Source organism: Brachybacterium sp. AOP25-B2-12 (genome assembly GCF_052378625.1).
Classification (GTDB): domain Bacteria; phylum Actinomycetota; class Actinomycetes; order Actinomycetales; family Dermabacteraceae; genus Brachybacterium.
Map to the genome: position 1 here is coordinate 1 of NZ_JBQSXW010000022.1, position 22,575 is coordinate 22,575.

The window sequence follows — 22,575 nt, forward strand, 5'->3', positions numbered from 1 at the left end:
ACGAGAGAACGGATCGCGAGCGAGCACGCGTGGGGGGCGTGCGAGCGCACGCCGGGAGAACGCGAGCACGGACTCCCTTGACATCCGATCCCTCATCTATCGATACTCGATAGATGTTCTCGCGATCGCCTCAGCCACCCCTCCCCCTCGTCGTCGTCACCCAGGCGGCGTTGGGCCTGATGCTCCTCGTCGGCATCGCCACGATCGCGCTCCTGCCCGCGGCCTCGGCCGGGGCGGCCGTCGACCTCCCGGAGTTCGCGGGACTGCGCCTGCCCCTGCTCGCCCTGGCGATCGCCTTCACGGCCCTCGGTGTCATCGCGCTGGCGATGATCGTGGTGCTCATCCACCGCATCCACCGCGGCACGATCCTGACGCGCTCGTCGCTGCGCCGGGTGGACATCCTCATCGCGGCGTCGATCGGTGGCGTGGCCCTCGTGCTCGCGGCCTATGTCGTGATCAGCAACGGCCAGTCCGGTTTCCCGCTGCTCGTGATCGCACAGGCGCTGACCTGCCTCGGCCTGACCGCGGTCGCCTGCATCACCCTCGTGCTCAGGTCCCTGCTGCGCACCGCGATCTCGATCCGCACCGAGCTGGACGAGGTCATCTGATGACGATCCGGATCTCGATCGACGAACAGCTGGCCGCACGCGGCCTGAGCGTCGGCGAGTTCGCGGCCGCGGTCGGGATCACCCCGGCCAACGTCGCCGTCCTCAAGAACGGCCGCGCCAAGGCCGTCCGCTTCACGACGCTCGACGCGATCTGCCGGGTCCTCGAATGCCAGCCGGGAGACATCCTCCATCGCGACGGGTGAGCGCGCTCGACGCCCCCTGTCGGCACTGGGAGCGCAGATCGAGCCCCGGTCAACGCCCTCGCGTCGCCCTCCCCGCCTCCGCCCTCGTGGACGACCGCGGTCAGCGCTCCGCGCCGACCTCCCCCAGCAGCGCCTTCGCGTACGAGGCGTGCACGGACTCGTCGTCCGAGGGGTGGTAGATCCCGGCGCGGACATCGCGGGACAGGCGCTCCAGCTCGCTGCCGCGGAAGTAGTGGGCACCCCCGCTGGCGCGGAGCACCTGGTCCACCGCCGACAGCGCCGCCTCGGTGGCACGGGACTTCACGCCGGAGAACTGCAGGAACCAGCGGGCGCCGTGGTCGGTCGCCCCAGGGTCTGCCGGATCAGCGCCCACGGCATCGAGGTCCGCCGCGAGGCGTTCGATCTGCAGGACGCTGCCGTCCAGGCCGATGGCCGCATCGGCCAGGCGGCGACGGATGTCCGGGTCGTCCGCGTGGACGATCCCGCGGGTGGCCGAACGCCGGGTCGTCGCGATCTCGGCCCCCACCTCGACGGCGCGCTCGGCGACCCCGGTGTAGACCGCGGCGAGCAGGATCTCGAAGGTGCCGAACACCCCGAACAGGAACGGATCCGGGTTCGGCCCCACGGGCGTGGTGGTGATGACGTCCTCAGCGAGGAGCGGCGCGGCGTGCAGGCGCGTGGTCGAGGACTGCGAGGCACGCATCCCGTGGGTGTCCCAGTCCCCCAGCACCTCCACCGCCTCGCTGCGGCCGATCGCCCCGAAGACCAGGCGGTCCTCGGAGCCGTCGGGCCCCGCCTCGCGACCATGGGTGACCAGAGCCGTCCATGCCGGGGACAGCGAGGTGAAGATCTTGGTGCCCGTCAGCTCCCAGCCCCCGTCGACGGCGACGGCGGTCGTGGCGGCGTCGAACAGCATCGCCTCGTTGCCGACCTCGGAGATCCCGAAGGCGAACAGCTCGCCGCGACCCGCGCGCTCGAGGATCCGGCGCGCCCGTTGGTTGCCGCGCCGCACCGCCACGAGCGCCGCCCCGGTCACCACCAGGTGCATGTTGATGCCGAGCGCCGTGGCCGGTGCGGCGGATGCCAGACGACGCTGCAGGCGCGTGGCGTCCAGCAGGCTCGCGCCCAGGCCTCCCAGGGTTTCGGGCACCAGGAGGCGCAGGTACCCTCGGTCACGCAGGTCCGCGAGGTCCTCGTCGAAGAAGCTGTTGGTCCGGTCGTGCTCGGCCGCCCGCTCCCGGAGCACCGGGAGGAGCTCGTCGGGGAGGAGTCGTCGGGTCAGGTCTGCGGTGTCGGCGTCGGTCATGGCGACCACGCTAGCCCCGCGCGCAGGACGAGTCCCGGGAGGGATGGTCGCCCTGGACACGGCCCCGACGGCCACCGTCGGCCCCGGCGTTCCTGCGCGGACCCGCATCACCCCCTGATAGTCTTGACGTCAAGATAACTGCCCGGTCCGTCGCCACGGACCAGAAGGAGCCATCGAGCATGTCGCGCATCATCTACACCCACACCGACGAGGCGCCGATGCTGGCGACCGTGTCGTTCCTGCCCGTCCTGCGGGCCTTCTCCTCGACCGCCGGGATCGACGTCGAGACCCGCGACATCTCTCTGGCCGGCCGCATCGTCGCGGCCTTCTCCGACCTCCTGCCCGCCGATCAGCGCGAGGCCGACGCCCTCGCCGAGCTCGGCGCCCTGGCCCGCACGCCTGAGGCCAACATCATCAAGCTCCCCAACATCTCGGCCTCCGTGCCGCAGCTCAAGGCCGCGATCGCCGAGCTGCAGGCCCAGGGCGTCTCCCTCCCGGACTACCCCGACAGCCCCACCACCGACGAGGAGCACGACGTGCGCGCCCGCTACGACGCGGTCAAGGGCTCTGCCGTCAACCCCGTCCTGCGCGAGGGCAACTCCGACCGCCGCGCCCCGAAGGCGGTCAAGAACTTCGCCCGCAAGCATCCGCACCGCATGGGCGCCTGGTCCGCGGACTCCAAGACCTCCGTGGCGACCATGGGCGCCGACGACTTCCGCAGCCACGAGCAGTCGGTCGTGCTCGACGAGGACGACACCCTCTCGATCGTCGAAGTGCTGGCCGATGGCTCCGAGACGGTCCTCAAGCAGGCGATCCCGGTGCTGGCCGGCGAGGTCGTCGACTCGACCACCATCTCCGCGGACGCCCTGGACGCCTTCCTGCGGGCACAGATCGCCGCCGCGAAGGAGCAGGGAGTCCTGTTCTCCGTGCACCTGAAGGCCACGATGATGAAGGTCTCGGACCCGATCATCTTCGGCCACGCCGTCCGCGCCTTCTTCCCCGAGGTCTTCGCGACCTACGGCGAGCAGCTCGCCGCCGCGGGCCTGTCCCCCGACAACGGCCTGGGCGGGATCCTCGCGGGCCTCGACGCCCTCGACACGGAGACCGCCGCCGGGGTGCGCGCCGCGATCGACCGGGCCATCGCCGAGGGCCCCGAGCTCGCCATGGTCAACTCCGACAAGGGCATCACCGGGCTGCACGTGCCCAGCGACGTCATCATCGACGCCTCGATGCCCGCGATGATCCGCACCTCGGGCCACATGTGGGGCCCCGACGGCTCCGAGCAGGACACCCTCGCGGTCATCCCCGACTCCTCCTACGCGGGCGTCTACGCCACCGTCATCGAGGACTGCAAGGCCCACGGCGCCTTCGACCCGACGACGATGGGCACCGTCCCCAACGTCGGCCTCATGGCCCAGAAGGCCGAGGAGTACGGCAGCCACGACAAGACCTTCGAGATCGCCGCGCCGGGCCGGGTCGAGGTCCGCTCCTCCGGCGGGGTCGTCCTCATGAGCCACGAGGTCGCCGCGGGCGACATCTTCCGCGCCTGCCAGACCAAGGACGCCCCGATCCGTGACTGGGTCAAGCTCGCCGTCCAGCGCGCGCGCCTGTCCGCGACGCCGGCGGTGTTCTGGCTCGACGAGAGCCGCGCGCATGACCGCAACCTCATCGCCAAGGTCGAGGCCTACCTCGCCGAGGAGGACACCGACGGGCTCGACCTGCGGATCCTGGCGCCGGCCGAGGCGACCGCCTTCACCCTGGAGCGCGTGCGCCGCGGCGAGGACACCATCTCGGTGACCGGCAACGTGCTGCGCGACTACCTCACCGACCTGTTCCCGATCATGGAGCTGGGCACGAGCGCCAAGATGCTCTCGGTGGTCCCGCTCATGAACGGCGGCGGCCTGTTCGAGACCGGGGCCGGCGGCTCCGCGCCCAAGCACGTCCAGCAGCTCGTCGAGGAGGACTACCTGCGGTGGGACTCCCTCGGGGAGTTCCTCGCGCTCGCGGAGTCCCTGCGCCACCTCTCGCGCACGACCGACAACGCCCGCGCCACCGTCCTGGCCGACGCCCTGGATCGCGCGACCGAGACCCTGCTCAGCGAGGGCCGCTCGCCCCAGCGCAAGCTCGGCACGATCGACAACCGCGGCAGCCACTTCTACCTGGCCCTGTACTGGGCCCAGGAGCTGGCCCGCCAGAGCGAGGACGCGCAGCTCGCGGAGGCCTTCGGGCCCCTCGCGCAGGAGCTCACCGACGCCGAGGACGCGGTCTCCGCCGAGCTCCTCTCCGTCCAGGGCAAGCCCGCCGACATCGGCGGCTACTACCGTCCGGACCTCGCCAAGGCCGCCGCCGTCATGCGCCCCTCGGCGACCTTCAACCGGATCATCGACGCGATCGGCTCGGCGGTCTGAGCCTGCCGATGGCCTCCGCGACCTCCTCGGTCGATGCGCCCGCCGATGGCGTCAGGATCCTCTACGACGTCACGGCGGGCGAGCACCCCGACCGCATCCCCGTCGTGCTGCTGCACGGCTCGGTGCTCTCGCGCGCCATCTGGCGCGGGCTCGGCTACCTCGCGCCGCTCGCCGCGGAGCGTCCCGTGGTGCGGATCGACCTGCGGGGCCACGGTCGTTCGGGGGCGCCCCACGAGGCCGCCGCGTACACCCAGGAGAAGCTCGCCGCCGACGTCATGACGGTCCTCGCCGACGCCGGCATCGACCGTGCCGCCGTCCTCGGGTACTCGCTCGGGGCGCGGGTGGCGCTCACGCTGGCCCTGACGCACCCCGGACGGATCACGGGGATCGTCGCCCTCGGGGGCTCGGCGTCCGTGCAGGACGGGGCGGTCGAGCAGGTGTTCTTCCCCGGCGCCCTGGACGCCCTGCGCACCGAGGGCATGGAGGGCTTCTGCACCGGGCAGGGGCTGGGCCCGGACGTCACCCGTCGGCGCGACGTGGCCACGCGCCAGGCCTTCCTCGCGGCGGACCCGGCGGCGATGCTCGCGCTGTTCACCGCCACCGGCGCGACGCCGGGCATCGCCGACGAGGCGCTGCGCGCGTGCGAGGTCCCGGCGCTGTGGATGACCGGCGACCGGGATGTGCCGCGCTTCGAGGAGTCCCGTCGCGCCGCCGGGCTCATGCCTCGCGGGAGGTTCGTCCCTCTGCCGGGACGGTCGCACGGCGGCACCCTGCATCCGGCCGACGAGGTCCTCGCCGCCGTGCTCCCGTTCCTCCGCGAGCTCGACGCCGGCTGACCCGGCGGCCGCGGTTCAGAGGATCTGCCGCACGAGGGCCACGACCGCGACGACGACGATCACACCGCGCAGCACGCCCTCGGGCAGGCGTTTGGCCACGTGGGAACCCGCGTAGCCGCCCAGCAGGGAGCCCATCGCGATGGCGGCCGCGGCCGCCCACACGATCTCGGCGTCGAGCACCACGTGCGCCACGAGGTAGACGCCCGCGGCGGTGAGGTTCACGAGCAGGCTCAGCAGGTTCTTCGTCGCGTTGACGCTGCGCAGGGGGCGTCCCGTGAACACCCCGAGGACGCCGAGGTAGAGGATCCCCTGGGCCGCCGTGAAGTAGCCCCCGTACAGGGAGGACGCCCCCATCGACGCGAGGAACGCGGGAGAGCGGTAGACCCCGGCGTCGGCGGGCGATGGCCGGAGGGCATCGGCTCCGGGAGCATGCGCGGGGACGGCGGAGGCGTCGGCCGCCGCGTCCTCGTCGCGTCGCGTCGCCCCGTCGCCCCGCTCCCGGCGACGGGCGAGCGCGGAGGCGATGCGCGGCTGGAAGATCACGAGGCCCAGGGCCACGACGATGAGCACCGGCACCACGACCTCGAGGGCGCCGGGCGGCGAGATCAGCAGCAGGCACGAGCCGATCGCGGCGCACACGAGCACCGTCGCCACGAGCGGACCCAGTCGGTTGCTGCGCTCGGCGGCGATCTCCCGCCGGAACCCGATCACCGAGCCGATCGTCGAGAACACCATGCCGAGCGTGTTGGTGCGCACGGCCGTGCCGGGCGCGACGCCGAGGGCGAGCAGCACCGGCAGGGTGAGCAGCGAGCCGGAGCCGACGGCGGCGTTGATCGTCCCGGCCAGCACCCCCATCGCGAACAGGACGGCCAGGCTCAGGGTGCTCACGCAGGGACTCCGGGATCGACGAGGGACGGACGGGATGCCGTCGAGACGCTACTCGGTGCCGGACAGGAGATCGGACAGCACCACTGCCTGGGAGTGCTGGGGCTCCTTGGAGGCGACGAGCAGGACGACAGTATGCGCACCGTCGACCCGGATGCGATCGCGCAGCGCACCGAGCGCCGACCCCTGGGCGAGCTCGGCGCGATAGCGCTCGTCGAAGGTCGCCTCGGAGACCTCGCCCCCGTGGTACGCGCGCCGCAGCTCCGTGCTCGGGGCGATGTCCCGGTCCCAGAGAGCACCCGCGAGGCGCGCCTTGGCGACGCCCCGCGGCCACAGCCGGTCGATGAGGACCCACAGCTCCCCGGGGACCGGCTCGCGGTCCAGGACGTCGTAGACGCGCTCGACGCGGACCGTCGTCCCGGGCGCGTCAGCTGGATCGTTCGAGGTCACGGCGGCTCTCCTCCTGCTCGCGGGAGCGAGGCCCGGTCAGCCGCGCAGCGCCGCGACGGCGGCGTCGTAGTCGGGCTCGTCGGCGATCTCGGGGACGAGCTGGGAGTGCAGCACCTTCCCGTTCTCGTCGCGCACGACGACGCTGCGCGCCAGGAGGCCCTGGAGCGGTCCGTCGATCATGGTCACGCCGAAGTCCTCGCCGAAGCTCGAGCGGAATGCGGAGGCGGTGACGACGTGGTCGATGCCCTCCGCGCCGCAGAAGCGGGCCTGCGCGAAGGGGAGGTCCTTCGAGACGCACACGACGACGGTGTTCTCGAGTCCGGCGGCGAGCGCGTTGAAGTGCCGGACGCTCAGGGCGCAGGTGCCGGTGTCGATCGACGGGAAGATGTTCAGCACGATCCGCTTGCCGGTGAAATCCTCGGTGCGGACGGGAGAGAGGTCGGCGCCGACGAGGTCGAAGGGCGGGACGACGGATCCCTCGGAGGGGAGGTCGCCGACGGTGTGGACGGGGGTGCCGCGGACGGCAGTGGTGGACATGTCCCCATCCTGCGACCGTCGGCGGGGCGGCACAAGTCGGTCCCGCCCGAGCGCGTCGGCGTCCGTCCCGGCCGCGCTCAGTCCTCCGTCATCGTCGCCCTCAGCCGCGCGAGCTGCTCGTCGACGTCGAAGTCCGCGGCCGGCCACTGGGGGTCGATCGAGCGCAGCGCCTCGAGCAGCCGCTCCTGGACGGCGATGCGGGCGTACCACTTGCGGTCCGCGGGGACGACGGTCCACGGCGCGGCCTCGGTGCTCGTCGCGGACAGGGCGGCCGTGGTCGCGTCCATGTAGGCCGGCCACAGCTGCCGCTCGTCGATGTCGGCGGGGTTGAACTTCCAGTGCTTGTCGGGGCGCTCGAGCCGTTCGAGCAGCCGCTTGCCCTGCTCGGCGTGCGAGATGTGCAGGAGCACCTTGACGACGACGGTGCCGCGGTCGGTGAGCTCCTGCTCGAAGGCGTTGATCGCGTCGTAGCGGCGATCGATCTCGGTGTCGTCGGCCCAGCCGTGGACCTTGTGGATGAGGACGTCCTCGTAGTGCGAGCGGTCGAACACGCCGATCATCCCCGGGGCGGGCGCATGAGGCGCGATGCGCCACAGGAAGTCGTGGCTCTTCTCCTCGTCGGTGGGTGCCTTGAAGGCGGTGATGTGGACGCCCTGGGGGTCGACGGCACCGACGACGTGCCGCATGATCCCGCCCTTGCCGGAGGTGTCCATGCCCTGGACCACCAGCAGCACGCTGCGACCGGAGCCGTTGCCGTGGTGCTGGGCGTACAGGCGCTCCTGGAGGTCGTCGAGCTCGGCGTCCGCGGCGACGAGGTGGTCCACGCCCGCCGCCTTGCCGCCCTCGAAGCCGGGGGTGCCCCGGGGGTCGAGCTCGAGGACGTCTCCCGTCCAGGTCGTGGGGATCCGGTAGCCGGTGGGGGTCTGCGGTGCGGCGCTCGCGTGCTCGTGGCTCATGGGCACACCGTACTGGCAGCCCCCGACGACCGAGCCGTCGTCGGCCATCCCGCTCGACGGGCGCGGGACGCCCCCCCGGATGTCGGAGCCGCTGTCTAGGCTCGGGGCATGACGACCTCGCTGCCCACAGACCTCCCGACCGTCGCGATCACCGGCGCCCACGTCCATCCCGTGTCCGCCGAGCCCTTCGAGGGCACGGTCGTCCTCGAGAACGGCCGCATCGCCGCCCTGGGACCGGACGCGACGGTCCCCGACGGCGCCGAGGTGATCGAGGCGCGCGGCCGCTGGGTGCTGCCCGGCTTCGTGGACGCCCACGTGCACCTGGGCGTCCACGAGGAGGGCGAGGGCTGGGCCGGCCAGGACACCAACGAGATGACCGGCCCCGTGATGGCCGCCGTCCGGGCGCTGGATGCCATCAACCCGGCCGACAAGGGCTTCGACGACGCCCTCACGGGCGGCGTCACCAGCGTCAACGTCAACCCCGGCTCCGGCAACCCCATCGGCGGCCTGGCCGTCGCGCTGCACACCCACGGCCGCGTGGTCGACGAGATGGTGCTGCGCTCCCCCTCGGGTCTGAAGGCCGCTCTCGGGGAGAACCCCAAGCGCGTCTACGGCGAGAAGAACCAGACGCCCGCGACGCGCCTGGGCGTCGCGCTGACGATCCGCACGGCGCTGGCGACGGCCCGCGACTGGGCGGCGAAGGACCCGGCCGAGCGTCCCGTGGACCTCACCTCCGAGGCGCTGGCCCGAGTGCTCTCGCGGGAGATCCCGTGGCGCCAGCACTCCCACCGCGCCGACGACATCGCCACCGCCCTGCGGATCGCCGAGGAGTTCGGCCTGGACCTGGTGCTGGACCACGGCACCGAGTCCTACCTCATCGCCGACCGCGTCGCCGAGCGCGGCGTGCCCGTCCTGTACGGGCCGCTCATCGTCTCGCGCTCGAAGGTCGAGGTCCGTGAGCGCACCCCGCGGGCACCCGGGATCCTCCACCGCGCCGGCGTCAAGGTCTCGATCATCACCGACCACCCCGTCGTCCCCATCGACTTCCTCGTGCACCAGGCCTCCCTCGCGATGAAGGAGGGCCTGCCCCACGACGAGGCGATCCGGGCCATCACCCTGAACCCCGCCGAGGTGCTGGGCCTGGCCGACCGGATCGGCTCGCTCGAGGTGGGCAAGCTCGCCGACGTCGTGCTCTGGGAGGGCGATCCGCTGGACACCCGGAACCGCGCCGAGCACGTCTGGATCGGTGGCCGCGAGGTGCTGCGCTACGACGCCGAGCAGGGCCGGGCGGTCATCGCCGAGCGCTGAGGGCGGTCGCTTCGCCCGATCCGCCCCGCTCCGCCGTGAACGTTCCCCGACCGGACAGACCTAAGTCCTGACGGACGTCATCGCGCGCCCCTAGCGTGGGACACGACAGGCCCCGTCGGGGCCCGAGCCCACGATCCGGAGGAGCACCATGACTGCGCAGCATCGCCCCGAGACCACCCCGGCCGACGGCGGCCCCGCCCCGGCACCGTGGCCCGAGGGCCCGACCCACCCGATCACCGACGAGGAGATCGGCGCGATCCACGGATGGTGGCGCGCCGCCAACTACCTGTCCGTCGGCCAGATCTACCTGCTGGACAATCCCCTGCTGCGCACCCCGCTGACCCGCGAGCACGTCAAGCCCCGACTGCTGGGCCACTGGGGCACCACGCCCGGGCTGAACTTCCTGTACGCCCACATGAACCGCGCGATCCGCGAGCGCGAGCTCGACGCGCTGTACGTCACCGGCCCCGGCCACGGCGGCCCGGGCCTGGTCGCCTCGAGCTACCTCGAGGGCACCTACACCGAGACCTACCCCGCGATCACCGAGGACGCCGCCGGTCTCAAGCGCCTGTTCACCCAGTTCTCCTTCCCCGGCGGGATCCCCTCGCACGTGGCGCCGGAGACCCCGGGATCGATCCACGAGGGCGGCGAGCTCGGGTATGCGCTCTCGCACGCCTACGGGGCGATGTTCGACAACCCCGGGCAGCTCGCCTTCACGGTCGTCGGCGACGGCGAGGCCGAGACGGGCCCGCTGGCGACCTCGTGGCACTCCAACAAGTTCGTCAACCCCCTGACCGACGGCGTGGTGCTGCCGGTGCTGCACCTCAACGGCTACAAGATCGCCAACCCCACGGTGCTCGCACGGATCGGCGACGAGGAGCTCGAGGCGCTCATGCGCGGCTACGGCCACGAGCCGCTGTTCTTCACCGGCGGTTTCGACGGCGAGGAGCCCGAGTCGTACCACCGCCGTTTCGCCGAGGTGCTCGACCGGGCGCTGGACCGGATCGCCGAGATCAAGCGCGAGGCCGCCGAGGCCCACGACCGCGGCGAGGAGTACGAGCGCCCCGCCTGGCCGATGATCGTCTTCCGCACCCCCAAGGGCTGGACGGGCCCCAAGGAGATCGACGGCAAGAAGACCGAGGGGTCCTGGCGCTCGCACCAGGTGCCCCTGGCCAACGCCCGCGACACCGACCAGCACCTCGCGGACCTCGATGCGTGGCTGCGCTCGTACCGCGTCGAGGAGCTGTTCGACGACGAGGGGCGCCTGCGCGAGGAGTACGCGCGCACCGCACCGCACGGCACCAAGCGGATGTCGGCCAACCCCATCACCAACGGCGGGGCCGTGCTGAAGGACCTGCGCCTGCCGGACTTCCGCGAGTACGGCGTCGACGTCACCTCCCCCGGGTCCTCGCTGTCCGAGGCCACGCGGGTGCTGGGCACCTGGCTGCGGGACGTCGTGCGCGACAACCCCGACAACTTCCGGATCTTCGGGCCCGACGAGACGGCGTCCAACCGTCTGCAGGCGGTGTTCGAGGTCAGCGAGAAGCAGTGGAACGCCGAGTACGTGCCCGACGACGTCGACGATCACCTGGCCCGTGCGGGCAAGGTCATGGAGATGCTGAGCGAGCACCAGTGCCAGGGCTGGCTCGAGGGCTACCTGCTCACAGGGCGCCACGGACTCATGAATTCCTACGAGGCGTTCATCCACATCATCGACTCGATGGTCAACCAGCACGCCAAGTGGCTCAAGGTCACCAACGAGATCGAGTGGCGCCGCCCCATCTCCTCCCTGAACTACCTCCTGAGCTCGCACGTCTGGCGCCAGGACCACAACGGCTTCTCGCACCAGGACCCGGGCTTCATCGACCACATGGTCAACAAGAAGGCCGAGATCGTGCGGGTGTACCTGCCGCCGGACACCAACACCCTGCTGTCGACGTACGACCACTGCCTGCGCTCGCGCCAGTACGTCAACGTCGTCGTCGCCGGGAAGCAGCCCAACCCCAACTGGCTGTCGATGGAGGACGCGATCACGCACTGCACGCGCGGCCTGGGCATCTGGGAGTGGGCGGGCACCGAGGTCGAGGGTTCAGAGCCGGACGTCGTGCTCGCCTGCGCGGGCGACATCCCGACGATCGAGACCCTCGCGGCCGCCAAGATCCTCCGCGAGGAGATCCCGGACCTGCGGGTGCGCGTGGTCAACGTCGTGGACCTGATGCGGCTCCAGGACGCCACGGAGCACCCCCACGGGCTCACGCAGAAGGACTTCGACGGGATCTTCGGCCAGGAGCTGCCGGTGATCTTCGCGTACCACGGCTACCCGTGGCTCATCCATCGTCTGGCCTACCGTCACGACCGCAGCAACCGCATCCATGCCCGCGGCTACAAGGAGGAGGGCACGACCACCACGCCCTTCGACATGCTCATGCGCAACGACATGGACCGCTTCCACCTGGTCATGGACGTCATCGACCGGGTCGAGGGCCTGTCCACGCGCTATGCGGGGCTGCGCCAGCGGATGGCCGACGAGCGCATCGAGGCCCGGGCGTACGCCTACGCCCACGGCGCCGACGTGCCGGAGATCGCCGCGTGGCAGTGGGACGACAACGCCGATCACGCCGACGAGGCCGTCGCGACGGTCGCCACCGGCGGTGACAACGCCTGACCCGTCCCGGACGGCTCCCCGCCGTCCACATCGGACCGCCGCTCCCCGTCCCCGGGGGTCGGCGGTCCGTCGTTCAGGCGTCGACCCGGGTCCGGGTCAGCAGCCAGCGCCCGATCACGACCGCCCCGGTGAGGAGCAGCACGACCGACACGGCGACGTTCAGGCCGATGCCCACGCCGTCCAGGAGTCGCCCGCCCACGAGGGTGGCCACCGCGATCGCGAGGTTGAACATGGCGCTGTTCAGGGCGGTCCCGGACTCCTCGAAGCGACCCGAATGCCGTGTCACGAAGCTCTGGATCGAGACGGAGGCACCGCCGGTGAAGAACCCCCAGGCCGCCATCGCGACCGCCCCGCCGATCACGCCGTGCGCGAGGCCGACCAGCGCGAGCAGGGCCAGCGCCATACCCGCCGCGATGACGAGGATCGCGTGCGCGGGCTCGCGGCGGATCACGGGGGCGACCGCGAAGTTCCCGGCGAGCCCGGCGATCCCGAAGACCAGCAGCATCAGCGCGACCTGACCCGCCCCGACCCCCACCTGCGACTGCAGCAGCGGGCTGACGTATCCATAGGTGATGAACTGCCCCGAGATGACCAGTGCGGTCAGGGTCACCGCGTAGGAGACACCGGGCGTGCGGATCGCCTGGGCGAGATCCGACCAGCGGGTGGGCTCGACGGCGCGCACGGGGCGCACGAGCACCTGGACGAGCACGAGCACGGCCAGGGCGACCGCCCCCAGCACGAGGAACGCCTCCCGCCAGCCCAGGTGCGCCCCGATCCACGACCCCAGCGGGACACCGACGACGAGGGCGCCGCCGGTGCCCGCGAAGGCGACCGTGAGCGCCTGCGCGGCCCGCTCGGGCCCGACCTGGCGCACGGCGACGACCGGCAGGGTGGCCCAGTACAGCCCGATCGCGATGCCCGCGAAGACCCGCGAGCCGAGCACGGCGAGGATCCCGGGGCCCAGGACGGTCCCCAGGCACGACAGGACCACGCAGGCCAGCGCGAGCACCAGCACCAGGCGCCGGTTCAATCCGCGGGTCACCACCGGGGTGACCAGGGCGACCGCGGCCGCGAGGATGCCGGGGAGGGTCACGGCCAGGCCCGCCACGCCGTCGCTGACGCCGAGGTCCGTGGACATGAGGGTGAGGACGCCGATGGGCAGCTCCTCGATGGTCACGAGGATGAAGATCCCCAGGCCCAGCGAGGCCACGGCGGCCCAGGCGCGGGCCGATCCCGTGGGCGGCGCGGTCGGCTCGGGACCTCCGGCGGCAGGTGAGGCGGTGGCGGACATGGGTCTCCTCCCGGTTCGCGTGGACAGCGGCGAGGCCGCTCTGCGTCCCGCGCTCACGGACGTCCGCGCGACACCCCGGTGTCCAGCTGAGGAACGGGGCCTCCCGTCGCGGGCGCCGGCCTGACCGGGCCGGCTCAGGCTATCCAGCGAGCACGGCGGCGCGCACGCTCCGGGTGGGAGGGCTCACCCGGGACGATGTCCGCGCCGGGGCACGGAGGTCGCCGCTCCCCGCTCGCACGTATCGTGGGCGGTGCCGGGTCGAGGCCCGGTCGGCGGGGCTCGCCGAGGGCGGCCTCCGCGTTCCGGCGCCGGCAACGTCACCCGTCACCCGTCACCCGTCACCCGTCACCCGTCACCCGTCACCCGTCACCCGCGACGTTCCCGTCGACATGCCCACCACGCACCGCACCGAAAGCAGGAGGACCACGATGATCCGACGCATCGTCCGCGTCCGAGGACGCGTCCAGGGGGTCGGGTTCCGCATCTCGACCTCGGCGCGTGCCGCCGAGCTCGGCGTGCACGGCACCGTGCGCAACCTTCCTCGACGGCACCGTCGAGGCCGTCGTCGAGGGCGAGCCCGAGCACGTCGAGGCGATGCTCGACTGGCTCCGTGACGGCCCGCCGAGCGCGAGGGTCGAGGGCATCGATGTCCGCGAGGACGATCCCACCGGGCGCACGGGCTTCCGCGTCCTCGGCTGATTCCCCGTACCCTGTGCGGGGCGCGCCGCTCGGGCCCGATGGGGCCTCGGCTCGCGCCACGGCGACCGCTCCTGCAGCACCGGCACCGGCACAGGTCATCCCGCGCCGGACCGACCTCTCCGACGCCTCGGCGTCCGACCCCGAAGGATCTCCCCCATGGCCGGTGGCCTCGCAGCACTTCTCGACGACGTCGCGGTCCTGGCCCGCGCCGCAGCCGCCAGCGCCGACGACATCGCCCTGGCATCCGGACGGGCGAGCATCAAGGCGGCCGGCGTCGTGGTCGACGACGCCGCGGTGACCCCGCAGTACGTGCGCGGGCTCCAGCCCGCCCGCGAGCTGCCCATCGTCTGGAAGATCGCGCTGGGATCCCTGCGCAACAAGCTCGTCATCATCCTTCCCGCGGCCCTGCTGCTCAGCCAGTTCGCCCCCTGGCTGCTCACGCCGATCCTCATGATCGGCGGCACGTTCCTCTGCTACGAGGGCGCCGAGAAGATCTGGGAGCTGATCAGCGGGCACCACCCCGAGACGTCCTCGGTCCAGCAAGGCGCCGACGCCGAGAAGCGGATCGTCTCAGGGGCGGTGCGCACCGACCTGATCCTGTCCGCGGAGATCATGGTCATCTCGCTGAACGAGGTGGCGTCCGCTCCCCTGCTGCAGCGCGCGGCGATCCTGGTGGTCGTCGGCATCGCGATGACGGCGGTGGTCTACGGCGCCGTGGCCCTGCTCGTGAAGATGGACGACGTGGGCCTGGCGATGACCCGCCGCGACTCCCCGAGCGCTCAGCGCACGGGACGACGCATCGTCGTGGCGATGCCCCACGTCATGACCGTCATCAGCTACGTCGGGATGGTCGCCATGCTGTGGGTGGGCGGGCACATCGTGCTGGTGGGCCTCGACGAGCTCGGCGCGCACTACCCCTACGCCTGGGTGCACCACCTCGAGGAGGCCGCCGCGCACGTGCCCGCCGTGGGCGGGGCGCTCGCCTGGCTCGCCGGGACCGCCTGCTCGACCGTGTTCGGGGCCCTGTGGGGCGCCGTCGTGGTGCTCGTCGTCTCCGTCCTGCCGTTCGGGAAGAAGCACGGCGCGACGGGTGCCGGCCACGATGCCGACGGCCACCGCACCGAGGCGACCGCTTCTGCGACGTCAGCCACCGCGTCCGCTCCCGGCACCATCGCCCCGTCCGGACCGCGGACAGCACCGGGAGCTGCACCGCGGGACGATCCCGAGCCCCGGCAGGGTCCTAGCGCCTGACGCCGACCGACGTCACCGGCCGACCGGCGGCGACCACGGCGTCAGGGACAGCACCTCGCGGGCGATCTCGACGATCCCGCGGCCATCGGTCATGACCTCCGTCGCTCCCGGGGCTCCTGAAAGCCGGGAAGCGGACGCCGCGCTGCGTGCCACATGGTCGGCCAGGGCGCTGCCGCGCTCACGCCGCGCGAGCGCCTCGGCCTCGAGCACGCTCACCGTGTTGGTGTAGATGAGCCGCCGGTAGCCGGCACGGCGGTCGTTCTGCCACATGGCCGCAAGGTTCTGCTCGGCGAGGTCGATGCCGTGCCGCCAGGGCTCGGGATACGCCTGATCGAGGTTGTCTCCCTCGATCACGGGCGCACCGCCGCTCAGTCGCCCTCGGCGATCTCGTCGAGGGCATCGCTCACGTGGGTCGAGCCGTCGTTGAACGCGATGATCCGGCCGCCCAGGTCGCTGCGCCCCGCGGACTCCGCGAGGACCGCCGCGACGTTGCCCCGGGAGACGGACGCCGGGTCCAAGGAGTGCACCTCGATCGCGCCGGTCGCCTCGTCGTCGGTGAGGCGGCTGGGCCGCAGGATCGTCCAGTTCAGGCCCGAGCGCTCGAGGTGGGCGTCGGCCTCCGTCTTGGCCTGGGCGTACGCGTAGAAGGAGTTGCCCTCGGGCACGCCGTGGTCGGGCCCGGCACCGAAGTAGCTGACCATCACGTAGCGGCGGGCGCCCTGGCGGGCCGCCGCGTCGATCGAGGCGATCGCCGCGTCACGGTCCACGGCCCAGGTGCGCTCCGGGTCGCCGCCGCCGGCTCCCGCGGACCAGATGACGACGTCGGTGTCCTCGAGCAGGCGGTCCCAGCCGTCCGCGCCGAGGCCCTGGATGTCGGCGACGACGGGCTGCGCGCCCGTCTCGCGGATGTCGTCGGCCTGGGCGGGGTCGCGGATCACCGCGTCCACCTCGTAGAGCCGGTCCCCGGCGATGAAGGGCAGCGCCTGCAGCGCGACCTTGCCATGTCCTCCGATGAGTGTGATCTTCATGCCCTCCACCCTCGCACGTCCCGGTCCGGAGGTCACGGCACGAAGGTCAACGGGAGGGCACGACCGGGGGCTCGGCCGACCAGGGGAAGACGATCCATTCGTCGGTGCGCCGCCAGACGAAATCGGGATCGACCGTCGAGGTCCCCTTGGCGTACAGGACCACGCTGCGGGCCTCGGCGCCCATGCCGCGCAGGAGATCCAGCACGAGGGCGAGGGTGCGCCCGGAATCGGCGACGTCGTCGACCACCAGCAGGCGGCGGCCCTGGATCGAGTCGGCGTCCAGCAGCGGTGCGAGCAGCACGGGGTCCGGCAGCGTCTCGTGGACGTCCGTGTAGAACTCGACGTTGATGGCGTCGGCGAGCTTGAGCCCGAGGGCGTAGCTGAGCGCCCCGGCCAGCAGCAGACCGCCGCGGGCCACGGCGATGATGATCTCCGGCGCGTAGTCGTCGTCGGCGATCACCTGGGCGAGCTCACGTGAGGCGCCGCCGAACCGCTGCCAGTCCAGGATCTCCTTGGTGGGCAGGTCGCGGGAATCGGCGTGGAAGGCCTGCTGGGACATGGGGGCTCCTGGGGCGCGAGGAGGGGCGGGGCGGGCTGCTCGCGGCGGTGCACGTCCGGACGGTCGCGCCCGCGGAGCGAGGGTCCGTCGATCGTAGCGTCGCACCGATCGGGGCCGGCTCGTCCGAAGGCGACGGGCCGGGCGGTCGGGATCGCTGGTGCTTCCGGCGGGCCCGCAGGACGATGGACGCGTCCGTCCATCGACCACGAGGAGAGGAGCACGGGATGCCCGAGGCATGGAGCGCGAAGCGCGAACGCCAGTACGAGCACGTCAAGGAGAGCGTCGAGGAGCAAGGCCGCTCCGAGGAGACGGCGGAGGAGATCGCCGCCCGCACGGTGAACAAGGCGCGCGCGCAGGCCGGAGAGGCCGCCGAGTCCAGCAGGCAGTCCCGCGAGGACACCCCGCCGTCGGTGCGCGGGGGCCGCCATTCGCACGAGGGCCCCCAGGGCCGCACCCGCGACCAGCTCTACGAGGACGCCCGTCGGCAGGACGTCGAGGGGCGTTCGAAGATGTCCAAGGCCGAGCTCGAGGAGGCGGTCGAGGACCGCGACTGAGGTCGCACCTTCTACCCCGGGGCCTTTCCCGGGGTCTTCGCCGGGGCCCGTGCCGCACGTCCGACAGGGGCTCGGTCCGGGTCCGGGCACCGCCTGCGGTCCGTGTGCCGACCGCGGGCGATGATCTCCGATCACTTGTGTTCATGTTGTTTCTGTTGGTAACGCGTGGGATGTCGACGGCGACTCCTCTCGTCGACACTCCCCCTCCGACGACGCGGGTGGCCATGTACGCAGAGCAGCGACATCGACAGATCCTGGACGCGATCACCGCATCCGGACGTGTGGGCGCGTCCGCCCTCGCCGATCGCTTCGACGTCACCACCGAGACCATCCGCCGCGACCTCGACCAGCTCGCGGACCGCGGCCTCCTGGTGCGCGTCCACGGCGGCGCCGTCGCTCCCCGGACCACCGTCGTCGAGCCCGACCTCGCCGCACGAACCGCCGAGAACACCGAGGCCAAGCGCCGCATCGCCGCCGCCGCCCGTGAGCTCCTGCCCGCGGATCGTGGTGCCTCGATCGCCCTCGACGCGGGGTCGACCACCGCGCAGCTCGTGCCTCACCTCTCCGGCCGCCACGGCACCGTCGTCACCCACGCGCTGTCGATCGCGCAGGCCGCGATCGGCGTCCCCGGGCTGCCGGTGCTCCTGCTGCCCGGCCGTGTGCGCCCCGAGACCGGCGCGGCCGTCGGCGCGGCCACCGTCGATGCCCTGCGGGCCCTGGCCCCCGACATCGCGTTCCTGGGCTGCAACGGCCTGGACTCCGACGCCTTCACCACCCCGGACGCCGACGAGGCCGCCGTCAAGGCCACGATCGTCGAGCGCTCCGCTCGGCGCATCGTCCTCGCGGACTCGTCGAAGGCGGGCACCCGCCACCTCGTCGCCTTCGCGCAGCTCGCGGACGTCGACGTCGTCGTCACCGACGCCGGTCTCCCCGAGGAGATCGCCACCTCCCTCATCGAGAACGGGATCGAGGTCATCCGCGCATGATCATCACGCTGACAGCCAACCCCTCGCTGGACCGCACCGTCGAGCTGGGCACACCCCTGGTCCCCGGTGGCGTCCACCGGATCGTCGCCGACACCACCCAGCTGGGCGGCAAGGGCATCAACGTCGCCTCGGGCGTCGCCGGTGCCGGTCTCGACGTCCTCGCGATCGCCCCGAGCGCACCCGAGGACGAGTTCGCCGCGCTGCTCGGCGGCTCCGGGATCCTCCACCGGCTGAGCCCCGTGCTGGGAGCCGTCCGCACCAACCTCACCGTCGTCTCTCCCCCGGACGTCACCACCAAGATCAACGAGCCCGGCGCGGGCCTGACCGCCGATGAGACCGACGCGCTGGAGGCCCTGCTCCTGGAGCACGTCGGCGACGGCGACCTCGTCATGCTCTCCGGATCGCTGGCCCCCGGCCTGCCCGTCGACGAGTACGCACGGCTCGTCCGGGCCCTGCGGCCCCGCGGGGCATGGGTGGGCGTCGACACCTCCGACGCGCCGCTGGCCGCGCTCACCGCGACCTGGTCGGACGCGGCACCGGACTTCCTCAAGCCCAACGCCGAGGAGCTCGGCCAGCTCACCGGTCTCGACGGCACGGCCCTCGAGGCCGACGCCGAGCGCGGCCGGTACGCCCCGGTCGCGCGTGCCGCCGAGGCGCTGCGTGCCCGGGGCCTGGGCAGCGTCCTGGTGACCCTCGGCGGCGCGGGCGGCCTGCTCGCGACGGCCGAGGGGACCTGGTTCAGCCCCGCCCGCACCGGGCAGGTCGTCTCGACCGTCGGCGCGGGCGACTCCGCGACCGCCGGCTACCTCATCGGCCTGGCCACCGGCGAGTCCGCTCCCGAGCGGCTCGCCCGCGCCGTCGCCTACGGCACCGCCGCCGTGGGCCTGCCCGGCACCACGATCCCCCGCCCCGATCAGGTGACGGTCCTCGCCGACGCCGTCGTCGCGCTCTGACCACCGCCACCCCCGATGCCCTCCCGGGCACGATACCGAAGGAGACGGCCATGTCCGCACCGCTCATGACCCCCGATCTCGTCCGTCTGGACGTGGACCCGCCCGGCGACAAGCTCGCCGTGATCGGCCTGATGGCCGACCTCATCGCCGCGACCGGCCGCGCCGACCGCGACGGCCTCGAGGCAGGCCTCCTCCAGCGCGAGGAGTCGTTCGCCACCGGCATGCCCGGCGGCTTCGCGATCCCGCACTGCCGCACCGAGGCCGTGCACGAGGCGGCGCTGGGCCTGCTGCGTCTGCGCGAGCCCGTGGACTTCGGCTCGGCCGATGGGCCCGCCGACCTCGTGATCGGCATCGCGGCACCCGCCGGGACCGACGACCAGCACCTGAGGCTCCTGGCCCAGCTCTCCCGGGCGCTGATCCGCCCGGAATTCCTGGCCGAGCTGCGCGCCGCGACGCGCCCCGAGCAGGTCTCGGACCTCGTCATGAGCGTCGTCGAGCCGCCCGCCGAGTCCGCGCCCGCGGCCTCCGGTGCCCCGACGGCCACCGCGCCGACGGCGAACGCGGCCGTGCTCGGCGCCTCCGCCGCGTCCTCGACGGGCGCCGCGGGCACGGATGCCGCGTCCGACCTGCCCGTCATCCTCGCGATCACCTCGTGCCCCACCGGGATCGCCCACACCTACATGGCCGCCGAGTCGCTCGAGAACGCCGCCAAGGACAAGGGCATCGAGCTGTACGTCGAGACCCAGGGCTCCGGTGGGATCACCCCGTTCACCGACGAGCAGATCGCCCGTGCCGGCGCCCTCCTGATCGCCGCCGACGTCAACATCTCCGGTCGCGACCGCTTCTCGGGCCTGCCTGTCATCGAGAAGCCCGTCAAGCGGGCCATCTCCCACGCCCCGCAGCTGCTGGACGAGGCGGTCGCCGCGGCATCGGACCCCTCCGCCGCCCGCGTCCCGAGCGCCGGGGGCTCCGGGGCGAAGAGCTCGAGCTCCTCGGCCTCCGCGCAGGCCGGGCAGAGCTGGCCGCGGCGCATCCAGGGCGCCGTCATGACCGGCGTCTCGTACATGATCCCGTTCGTCGCGGCGGGCGGTCTTCTCCTGGCCCTCGGGTTCCTGCTGGGCGGGTACGACGTCACGTTCGTGGCCGACAAGGTCGCCGTCGAGAACTCCCTGTGGAACCTGCCCGGCCACGTCGCCTACGACGGGCCGACGGGTGAGACGCTCACGCGCGGCTCGGGCCTGGCCCTCTACCTCGGCGCTCTCGCCGCCGCCGCCGGCGGGCTCGGCATGAGCTTCCTCGTCGCCGCGCTGTCGGGCTACATCGCCTTCGGCCTCGCGGGACGTCCCGGCATCGCCCCGGGCTTCATCGGCGGCGCGATCTCCGTACTCGTGGGCGCGGGCTTCATCGGCGGCCTGCTCACCGGCATCCTCGCGGGCCTCGTGGCCCTGTGGTTCACGACCCTGAAGCCGCCGCGCTGGCTCGCCGGCCTCATGCCCGTCGTGATCATCCCGCTCGTCACCTCGCTGCTGGTGGGCGGCATCATGCTGCTGTTCCTCGGACGCCCCCTCGCCGCCCTCATGACGGCGCTGCAGGACGGCCTGGGCGGCATGAGCGGGTCCTCCGCCGTGGTCCTCGGGATCGTGCTGGGCCTCATGATGTGCTTCGACCTCGGCGGTCCCGTGAACAAGGCCGCCTACCTCTTCGCCACCGCGGGCCTGTCCCAGGGCACCGAGGCGTCCTTCGAGATCATGGCGACCGTCATGGCCACCGGCATGGTCCCGCCGCTCGCGATGGCGCTGTCGACCGTCGTGCGACGCAAGCTCTACTCGCCGGTCGAGCGGGAGAACGGCACGACGGCCTGGCTGCTGGGCGCGGCCTTCATCTCCGAGGGGGCGATCCCCTTCGCCGCGGCCGATCCCTTCCGCGTCATCCCCTCGATGATGGTGGGCGGCGCCGCCACAGGTGCGCTCTGCATGGCGCTGGGCGTCGGCTCGCAGGCACCCCACGGCGGGATCTTCGTGTTCTTCGCGATCACGCCGTTCTGGGGGTACCTGCTGGCGATCGTCGTGGGCACGCTCATCGCGGCCACACTGGTCACCGTGCTGAAGTCCGTGACCCGCGCGAAGACGCCGGAGGCCGTCGCGGCCTGATCGGCGGACCGGACGGCGCCGACCCTCCGTCGTCGCGCCGGACCCGCTTCGGCGTCCCGGCGACGGGCGGGACCACACAGGGTGTCGCTCGTCACACGGACCCTCTAGGCTTCGGGCCACGGGACATCGTTCCCGTGGCCCGGAGCTCTTCGGTGCGCAGGTTCCTCGAACCGGGAGGGCCCTCGCTCGCACCGGGCCCAGGTCGACGCCGCCCACCCCGGGCGGACGAGGGGAAGTGACCGTGGACATCGTTCTGATCGCCGGCCTGTGGCTGCGCGCCGAGGTGTGGGATCCGACCATCGAGCACCTGGCGGACCTCGGGCACACCGCACGCGCCGTCCGCCTGCCGGGCGTGGACGTGGGCGGAGCCGAGGCGACCCTCGCCGACCAGCTCGACGCCGTCCTCACGGCCGTCGACGCGGCGGAGCGGCCGCTGGTCGTCGGCCATTCGGCCGCCTCGACCCTGGCCCACCTCGCGGCCGACCGCCGCCGCGAGGGCATCGCCGGCACCGTCCTGATCGGCGGGTTCCCCACCACCGAGGGCGAGCAGTACGCCGCGTTCTTCCCGCTGACCGACGGCGTCATGCCCTTCCCGGGCTGGGAGCCGTTCGAGGGCCCCGACAGCGACGACCTCGACGCCGACGCACGCACCGCGATCGCCGAGGCCGCCGTGCCGGTCCCGGGCCCCGTCGTCACCGCCGCGGTCCACTACCTCGACCCGCTGCGGACCCAGGTGCCCACGTGGGAGCTGTGCCCCGAGTTCTCCCCCGCGGACGCGCAGGCATGGATCGCCTCGGGCGATCTCCCCGAGCTGGCCGCCGCCGAGCACCTGCAGCTCGCGGACATCGACTCCGGGCACTGGCCGATGGTCTCGCGGCCACAGGAGCTCGCACGGGTGCTCACGGACATCGCGAACGCGGCACCCCGATGAGCGCGCATGCC

Annotated in this window: 22 protein-coding genes and 1 pseudogene; 14 read left to right on the top strand and 9 right to left on the bottom strand. The window is 72.6% G+C overall.

Features of this window, described 5'->3' with window-relative positions:
- Window positions 1–113 precede the first annotated feature (113 nt).
- Together ACT3TZ_RS13295 and ACT3TZ_RS13300 are read left to right on the top strand one after the other, a co-directional pair.
- Window positions 114–608: a DUF2975 domain-containing protein gene (locus ACT3TZ_RS13295; protein ID WP_444583911.1), complete on the top strand. Its 495-nt coding sequence runs from the start codon at window positions 114–116 to the stop codon at window positions 606–608.
- Window positions 608–811, top strand: a complete 204-nt coding sequence (locus tag ACT3TZ_RS13300; protein WP_444583912.1) for a helix-turn-helix domain-containing protein — start codon at window positions 608–610, stop codon at window positions 809–811. The genes ACT3TZ_RS13295 and ACT3TZ_RS13300 overlap by 1 nt, the downstream gene beginning before the upstream one ends.
- A 100-nt stretch (window positions 812–911) precedes the next feature.
- On the opposite strand, the gene ACT3TZ_RS13305 is transcribed toward ACT3TZ_RS13300, so the two are convergent.
- Window positions 912–2,117 (bottom strand): acyl-CoA dehydrogenase family protein, encoded by a 1,206-nt coding sequence (locus tag ACT3TZ_RS13305; protein ID WP_444583913.1) that lies wholly within the window; start codon window positions 2,115–2,117, stop codon window positions 912–914.
- A 179-nt stretch (window positions 2,118–2,296) separates the two neighbouring features.
- Between ACT3TZ_RS13305 and ACT3TZ_RS13310 the strand changes: the two genes are divergently transcribed.
- On the top strand, window positions 2,297–4,525 hold the full coding sequence (locus ACT3TZ_RS13310) for an NADP-dependent isocitrate dehydrogenase (RefSeq protein WP_444583914.1): 2,229 nt from the start codon (window positions 2,297–2,299) through the stop codon (window positions 4,523–4,525).
- An 8-nt stretch (window positions 4,526–4,533) separates the two neighbouring features.
- Window positions 4,534–5,361 (top strand): alpha/beta fold hydrolase, encoded by an 828-nt coding sequence (locus ACT3TZ_RS13315; RefSeq protein WP_444583915.1) that lies wholly within the window; start codon window positions 4,534–4,536, stop codon window positions 5,359–5,361.
- A 15-nt stretch (window positions 5,362–5,376) separates the two neighbouring features.
- On the opposite strand, the gene ACT3TZ_RS13320 is transcribed toward ACT3TZ_RS13315, so the two are convergent.
- The 4 genes from ACT3TZ_RS13320 to ACT3TZ_RS13335 form a co-directional block, all read right to left on the bottom strand.
- Entirely contained in the window at window positions 5,377–6,249 is an 873-nt protein-coding gene (locus tag ACT3TZ_RS13320) for a sulfite exporter TauE/SafE family protein (RefSeq protein ID WP_444583916.1), read from the bottom strand.
- Window positions 6,250–6,297: 48 nt separating this feature from the next.
- Complete coding sequence (locus tag ACT3TZ_RS13325; protein ID WP_444583917.1) at window positions 6,298–6,696, bottom strand: DUF488 domain-containing protein; 399 nt, start codon at window positions 6,694–6,696, stop codon at window positions 6,298–6,300.
- A 36-nt stretch (window positions 6,697–6,732) separates the two neighbouring features.
- Window positions 6,733–7,233 carry a thiol peroxidase gene (gene tpx, locus ACT3TZ_RS13330; RefSeq protein ID WP_444583918.1) on the bottom strand — a complete coding sequence of 167 codons (501 nt, stop codon included), beginning with the start codon at window positions 7,231–7,233 and terminating at the stop codon, window positions 6,733–6,735.
- Window positions 7,234–7,310: 77 nt separating this feature from the next.
- Complete coding sequence (locus tag ACT3TZ_RS13335; RefSeq protein WP_444583919.1) at window positions 7,311–8,189, bottom strand: polyphosphate kinase 2 family protein; 879 nt, start codon at window positions 8,187–8,189, stop codon at window positions 7,311–7,313.
- A 108-nt stretch (window positions 8,190–8,297) separates the two neighbouring features.
- On the opposite strand from ACT3TZ_RS13335, the gene ACT3TZ_RS13340 reads away from it, so the two are divergent.
- Together ACT3TZ_RS13340 and ACT3TZ_RS13345 are read left to right on the top strand one after the other, a co-directional pair.
- The gene (locus tag ACT3TZ_RS13340; RefSeq protein ID WP_444583920.1) at window positions 8,298–9,497 is read left to right on the top strand and encodes an amidohydrolase; all 1,200 of its coding nucleotides are present in this window, start codon (window positions 8,298–8,300) and stop codon (window positions 9,495–9,497) included.
- Window positions 9,498–9,645: 148 nt separating this feature from the next.
- On the top strand, window positions 9,646–12,162 hold the full coding sequence (locus ACT3TZ_RS13345; protein ID WP_444583921.1) for a phosphoketolase family protein: 2,517 nt from the start codon (window positions 9,646–9,648) through the stop codon (window positions 12,160–12,162).
- 73 nt (window positions 12,163–12,235) lie between these two features.
- Here the strand turns inward: ACT3TZ_RS13345 and ACT3TZ_RS13350 are convergent, their stop codons facing one another.
- On the bottom strand, window positions 12,236–13,453 hold the full coding sequence (locus ACT3TZ_RS13350; protein WP_444583922.1) for an MFS transporter: 1,218 nt from the start codon (window positions 13,451–13,453) through the stop codon (window positions 12,236–12,238).
- Between the two features lie 428 nt (window positions 13,454–13,881).
- Here ACT3TZ_RS13350 and ACT3TZ_RS13355 point away from each other — a divergent pair.
- From ACT3TZ_RS13355 to ACT3TZ_RS13365, 3 genes and pseudogenes are all read left to right on the top strand, one after another.
- Window positions 13,882–13,950, top strand: a pseudogene (locus ACT3TZ_RS13355) (acylphosphatase); the annotation flags it as partial.
- A gap of 1 nt (window position 13,951) precedes the next feature.
- Window positions 13,952–14,152 carry an acylphosphatase gene (locus tag ACT3TZ_RS13360; RefSeq protein WP_444583923.1) on the top strand — a complete coding sequence of 67 codons (201 nt, stop codon included), beginning with the start codon at window positions 13,952–13,954 and terminating at the stop codon, window positions 14,150–14,152.
- Window positions 14,153–14,308: 156 nt separating this feature from the next.
- Window positions 14,309–15,403, top strand: a complete 1,095-nt coding sequence (locus tag ACT3TZ_RS13365; protein WP_444583924.1) for a DUF808 domain-containing protein — start codon at window positions 14,309–14,311, stop codon at window positions 15,401–15,403.
- Window positions 15,404–15,415: 12 nt separating this feature from the next.
- On the opposite strand, the gene ACT3TZ_RS13370 is transcribed toward ACT3TZ_RS13365, so the two are convergent.
- Genes ACT3TZ_RS13370 through ACT3TZ_RS13380 form a run of 3 tightly spaced genes read right to left on the bottom strand, consistent with a single transcriptional unit; the run spans window position 15,416 to window position 16,990 of the window.
- Window positions 15,416–15,757: a hypothetical protein gene (locus tag ACT3TZ_RS13370; RefSeq protein WP_444583925.1), complete on the bottom strand. Its 342-nt coding sequence runs from the start codon at window positions 15,755–15,757 to the stop codon at window positions 15,416–15,418.
- Between the two features lie 14 nt (window positions 15,758–15,771).
- Entirely contained in the window at window positions 15,772–16,431 is a 660-nt protein-coding gene (locus ACT3TZ_RS13375) for an NAD(P)H-binding protein (RefSeq protein WP_444583926.1), read from the bottom strand.
- A gap of 46 nt (window positions 16,432–16,477) precedes the next feature.
- Complete coding sequence (locus tag ACT3TZ_RS13380; protein ID WP_444583927.1) at window positions 16,478–16,990, bottom strand: phosphoribosyltransferase; 513 nt, start codon at window positions 16,988–16,990, stop codon at window positions 16,478–16,480.
- A 224-nt stretch (window positions 16,991–17,214) separates the two neighbouring features.
- On the opposite strand from ACT3TZ_RS13380, the gene ACT3TZ_RS13385 reads away from it, so the two are divergent.
- From ACT3TZ_RS13385 to ACT3TZ_RS13405, 5 genes are all read left to right on the top strand, one after another.
- Window positions 17,215–17,544 (top strand): plasmid stabilization protein, encoded by a 330-nt coding sequence (locus tag ACT3TZ_RS13385; protein WP_444583928.1) that lies wholly within the window; start codon window positions 17,215–17,217, stop codon window positions 17,542–17,544.
- Window positions 17,545–17,768: 224 nt separating this feature from the next.
- A complete protein-coding gene (locus ACT3TZ_RS13390; RefSeq protein WP_444583929.1) occupies window positions 17,769–18,530 on the top strand; it encodes a DeoR/GlpR family DNA-binding transcription regulator in 762 nt (253 codons plus the stop codon).
- Window positions 18,527–19,483 carry a 1-phosphofructokinase family hexose kinase gene (locus ACT3TZ_RS13395; RefSeq protein WP_444583930.1) on the top strand — a complete coding sequence of 319 codons (957 nt, stop codon included), beginning with the start codon at window positions 18,527–18,529 and terminating at the stop codon, window positions 19,481–19,483. Before ACT3TZ_RS13390 ends, ACT3TZ_RS13395 begins: the two co-directional genes overlap by 4 nt.
- A 50-nt stretch (window positions 19,484–19,533) precedes the next feature.
- Window positions 19,534–21,633, top strand: a complete 2,100-nt coding sequence (locus tag ACT3TZ_RS13400) for a PTS fructose transporter subunit IIABC (protein WP_444583931.1) — start codon at window positions 19,534–19,536, stop codon at window positions 21,631–21,633.
- Between the two features lie 241 nt (window positions 21,634–21,874).
- Window positions 21,875–22,564 carry an alpha/beta fold hydrolase gene (locus tag ACT3TZ_RS13405; RefSeq protein ID WP_444583932.1) on the top strand — a complete coding sequence of 230 codons (690 nt, stop codon included), beginning with the start codon at window positions 21,875–21,877 and terminating at the stop codon, window positions 22,562–22,564.
- Window positions 22,565–22,575: the final 11 nt, after the last annotated feature.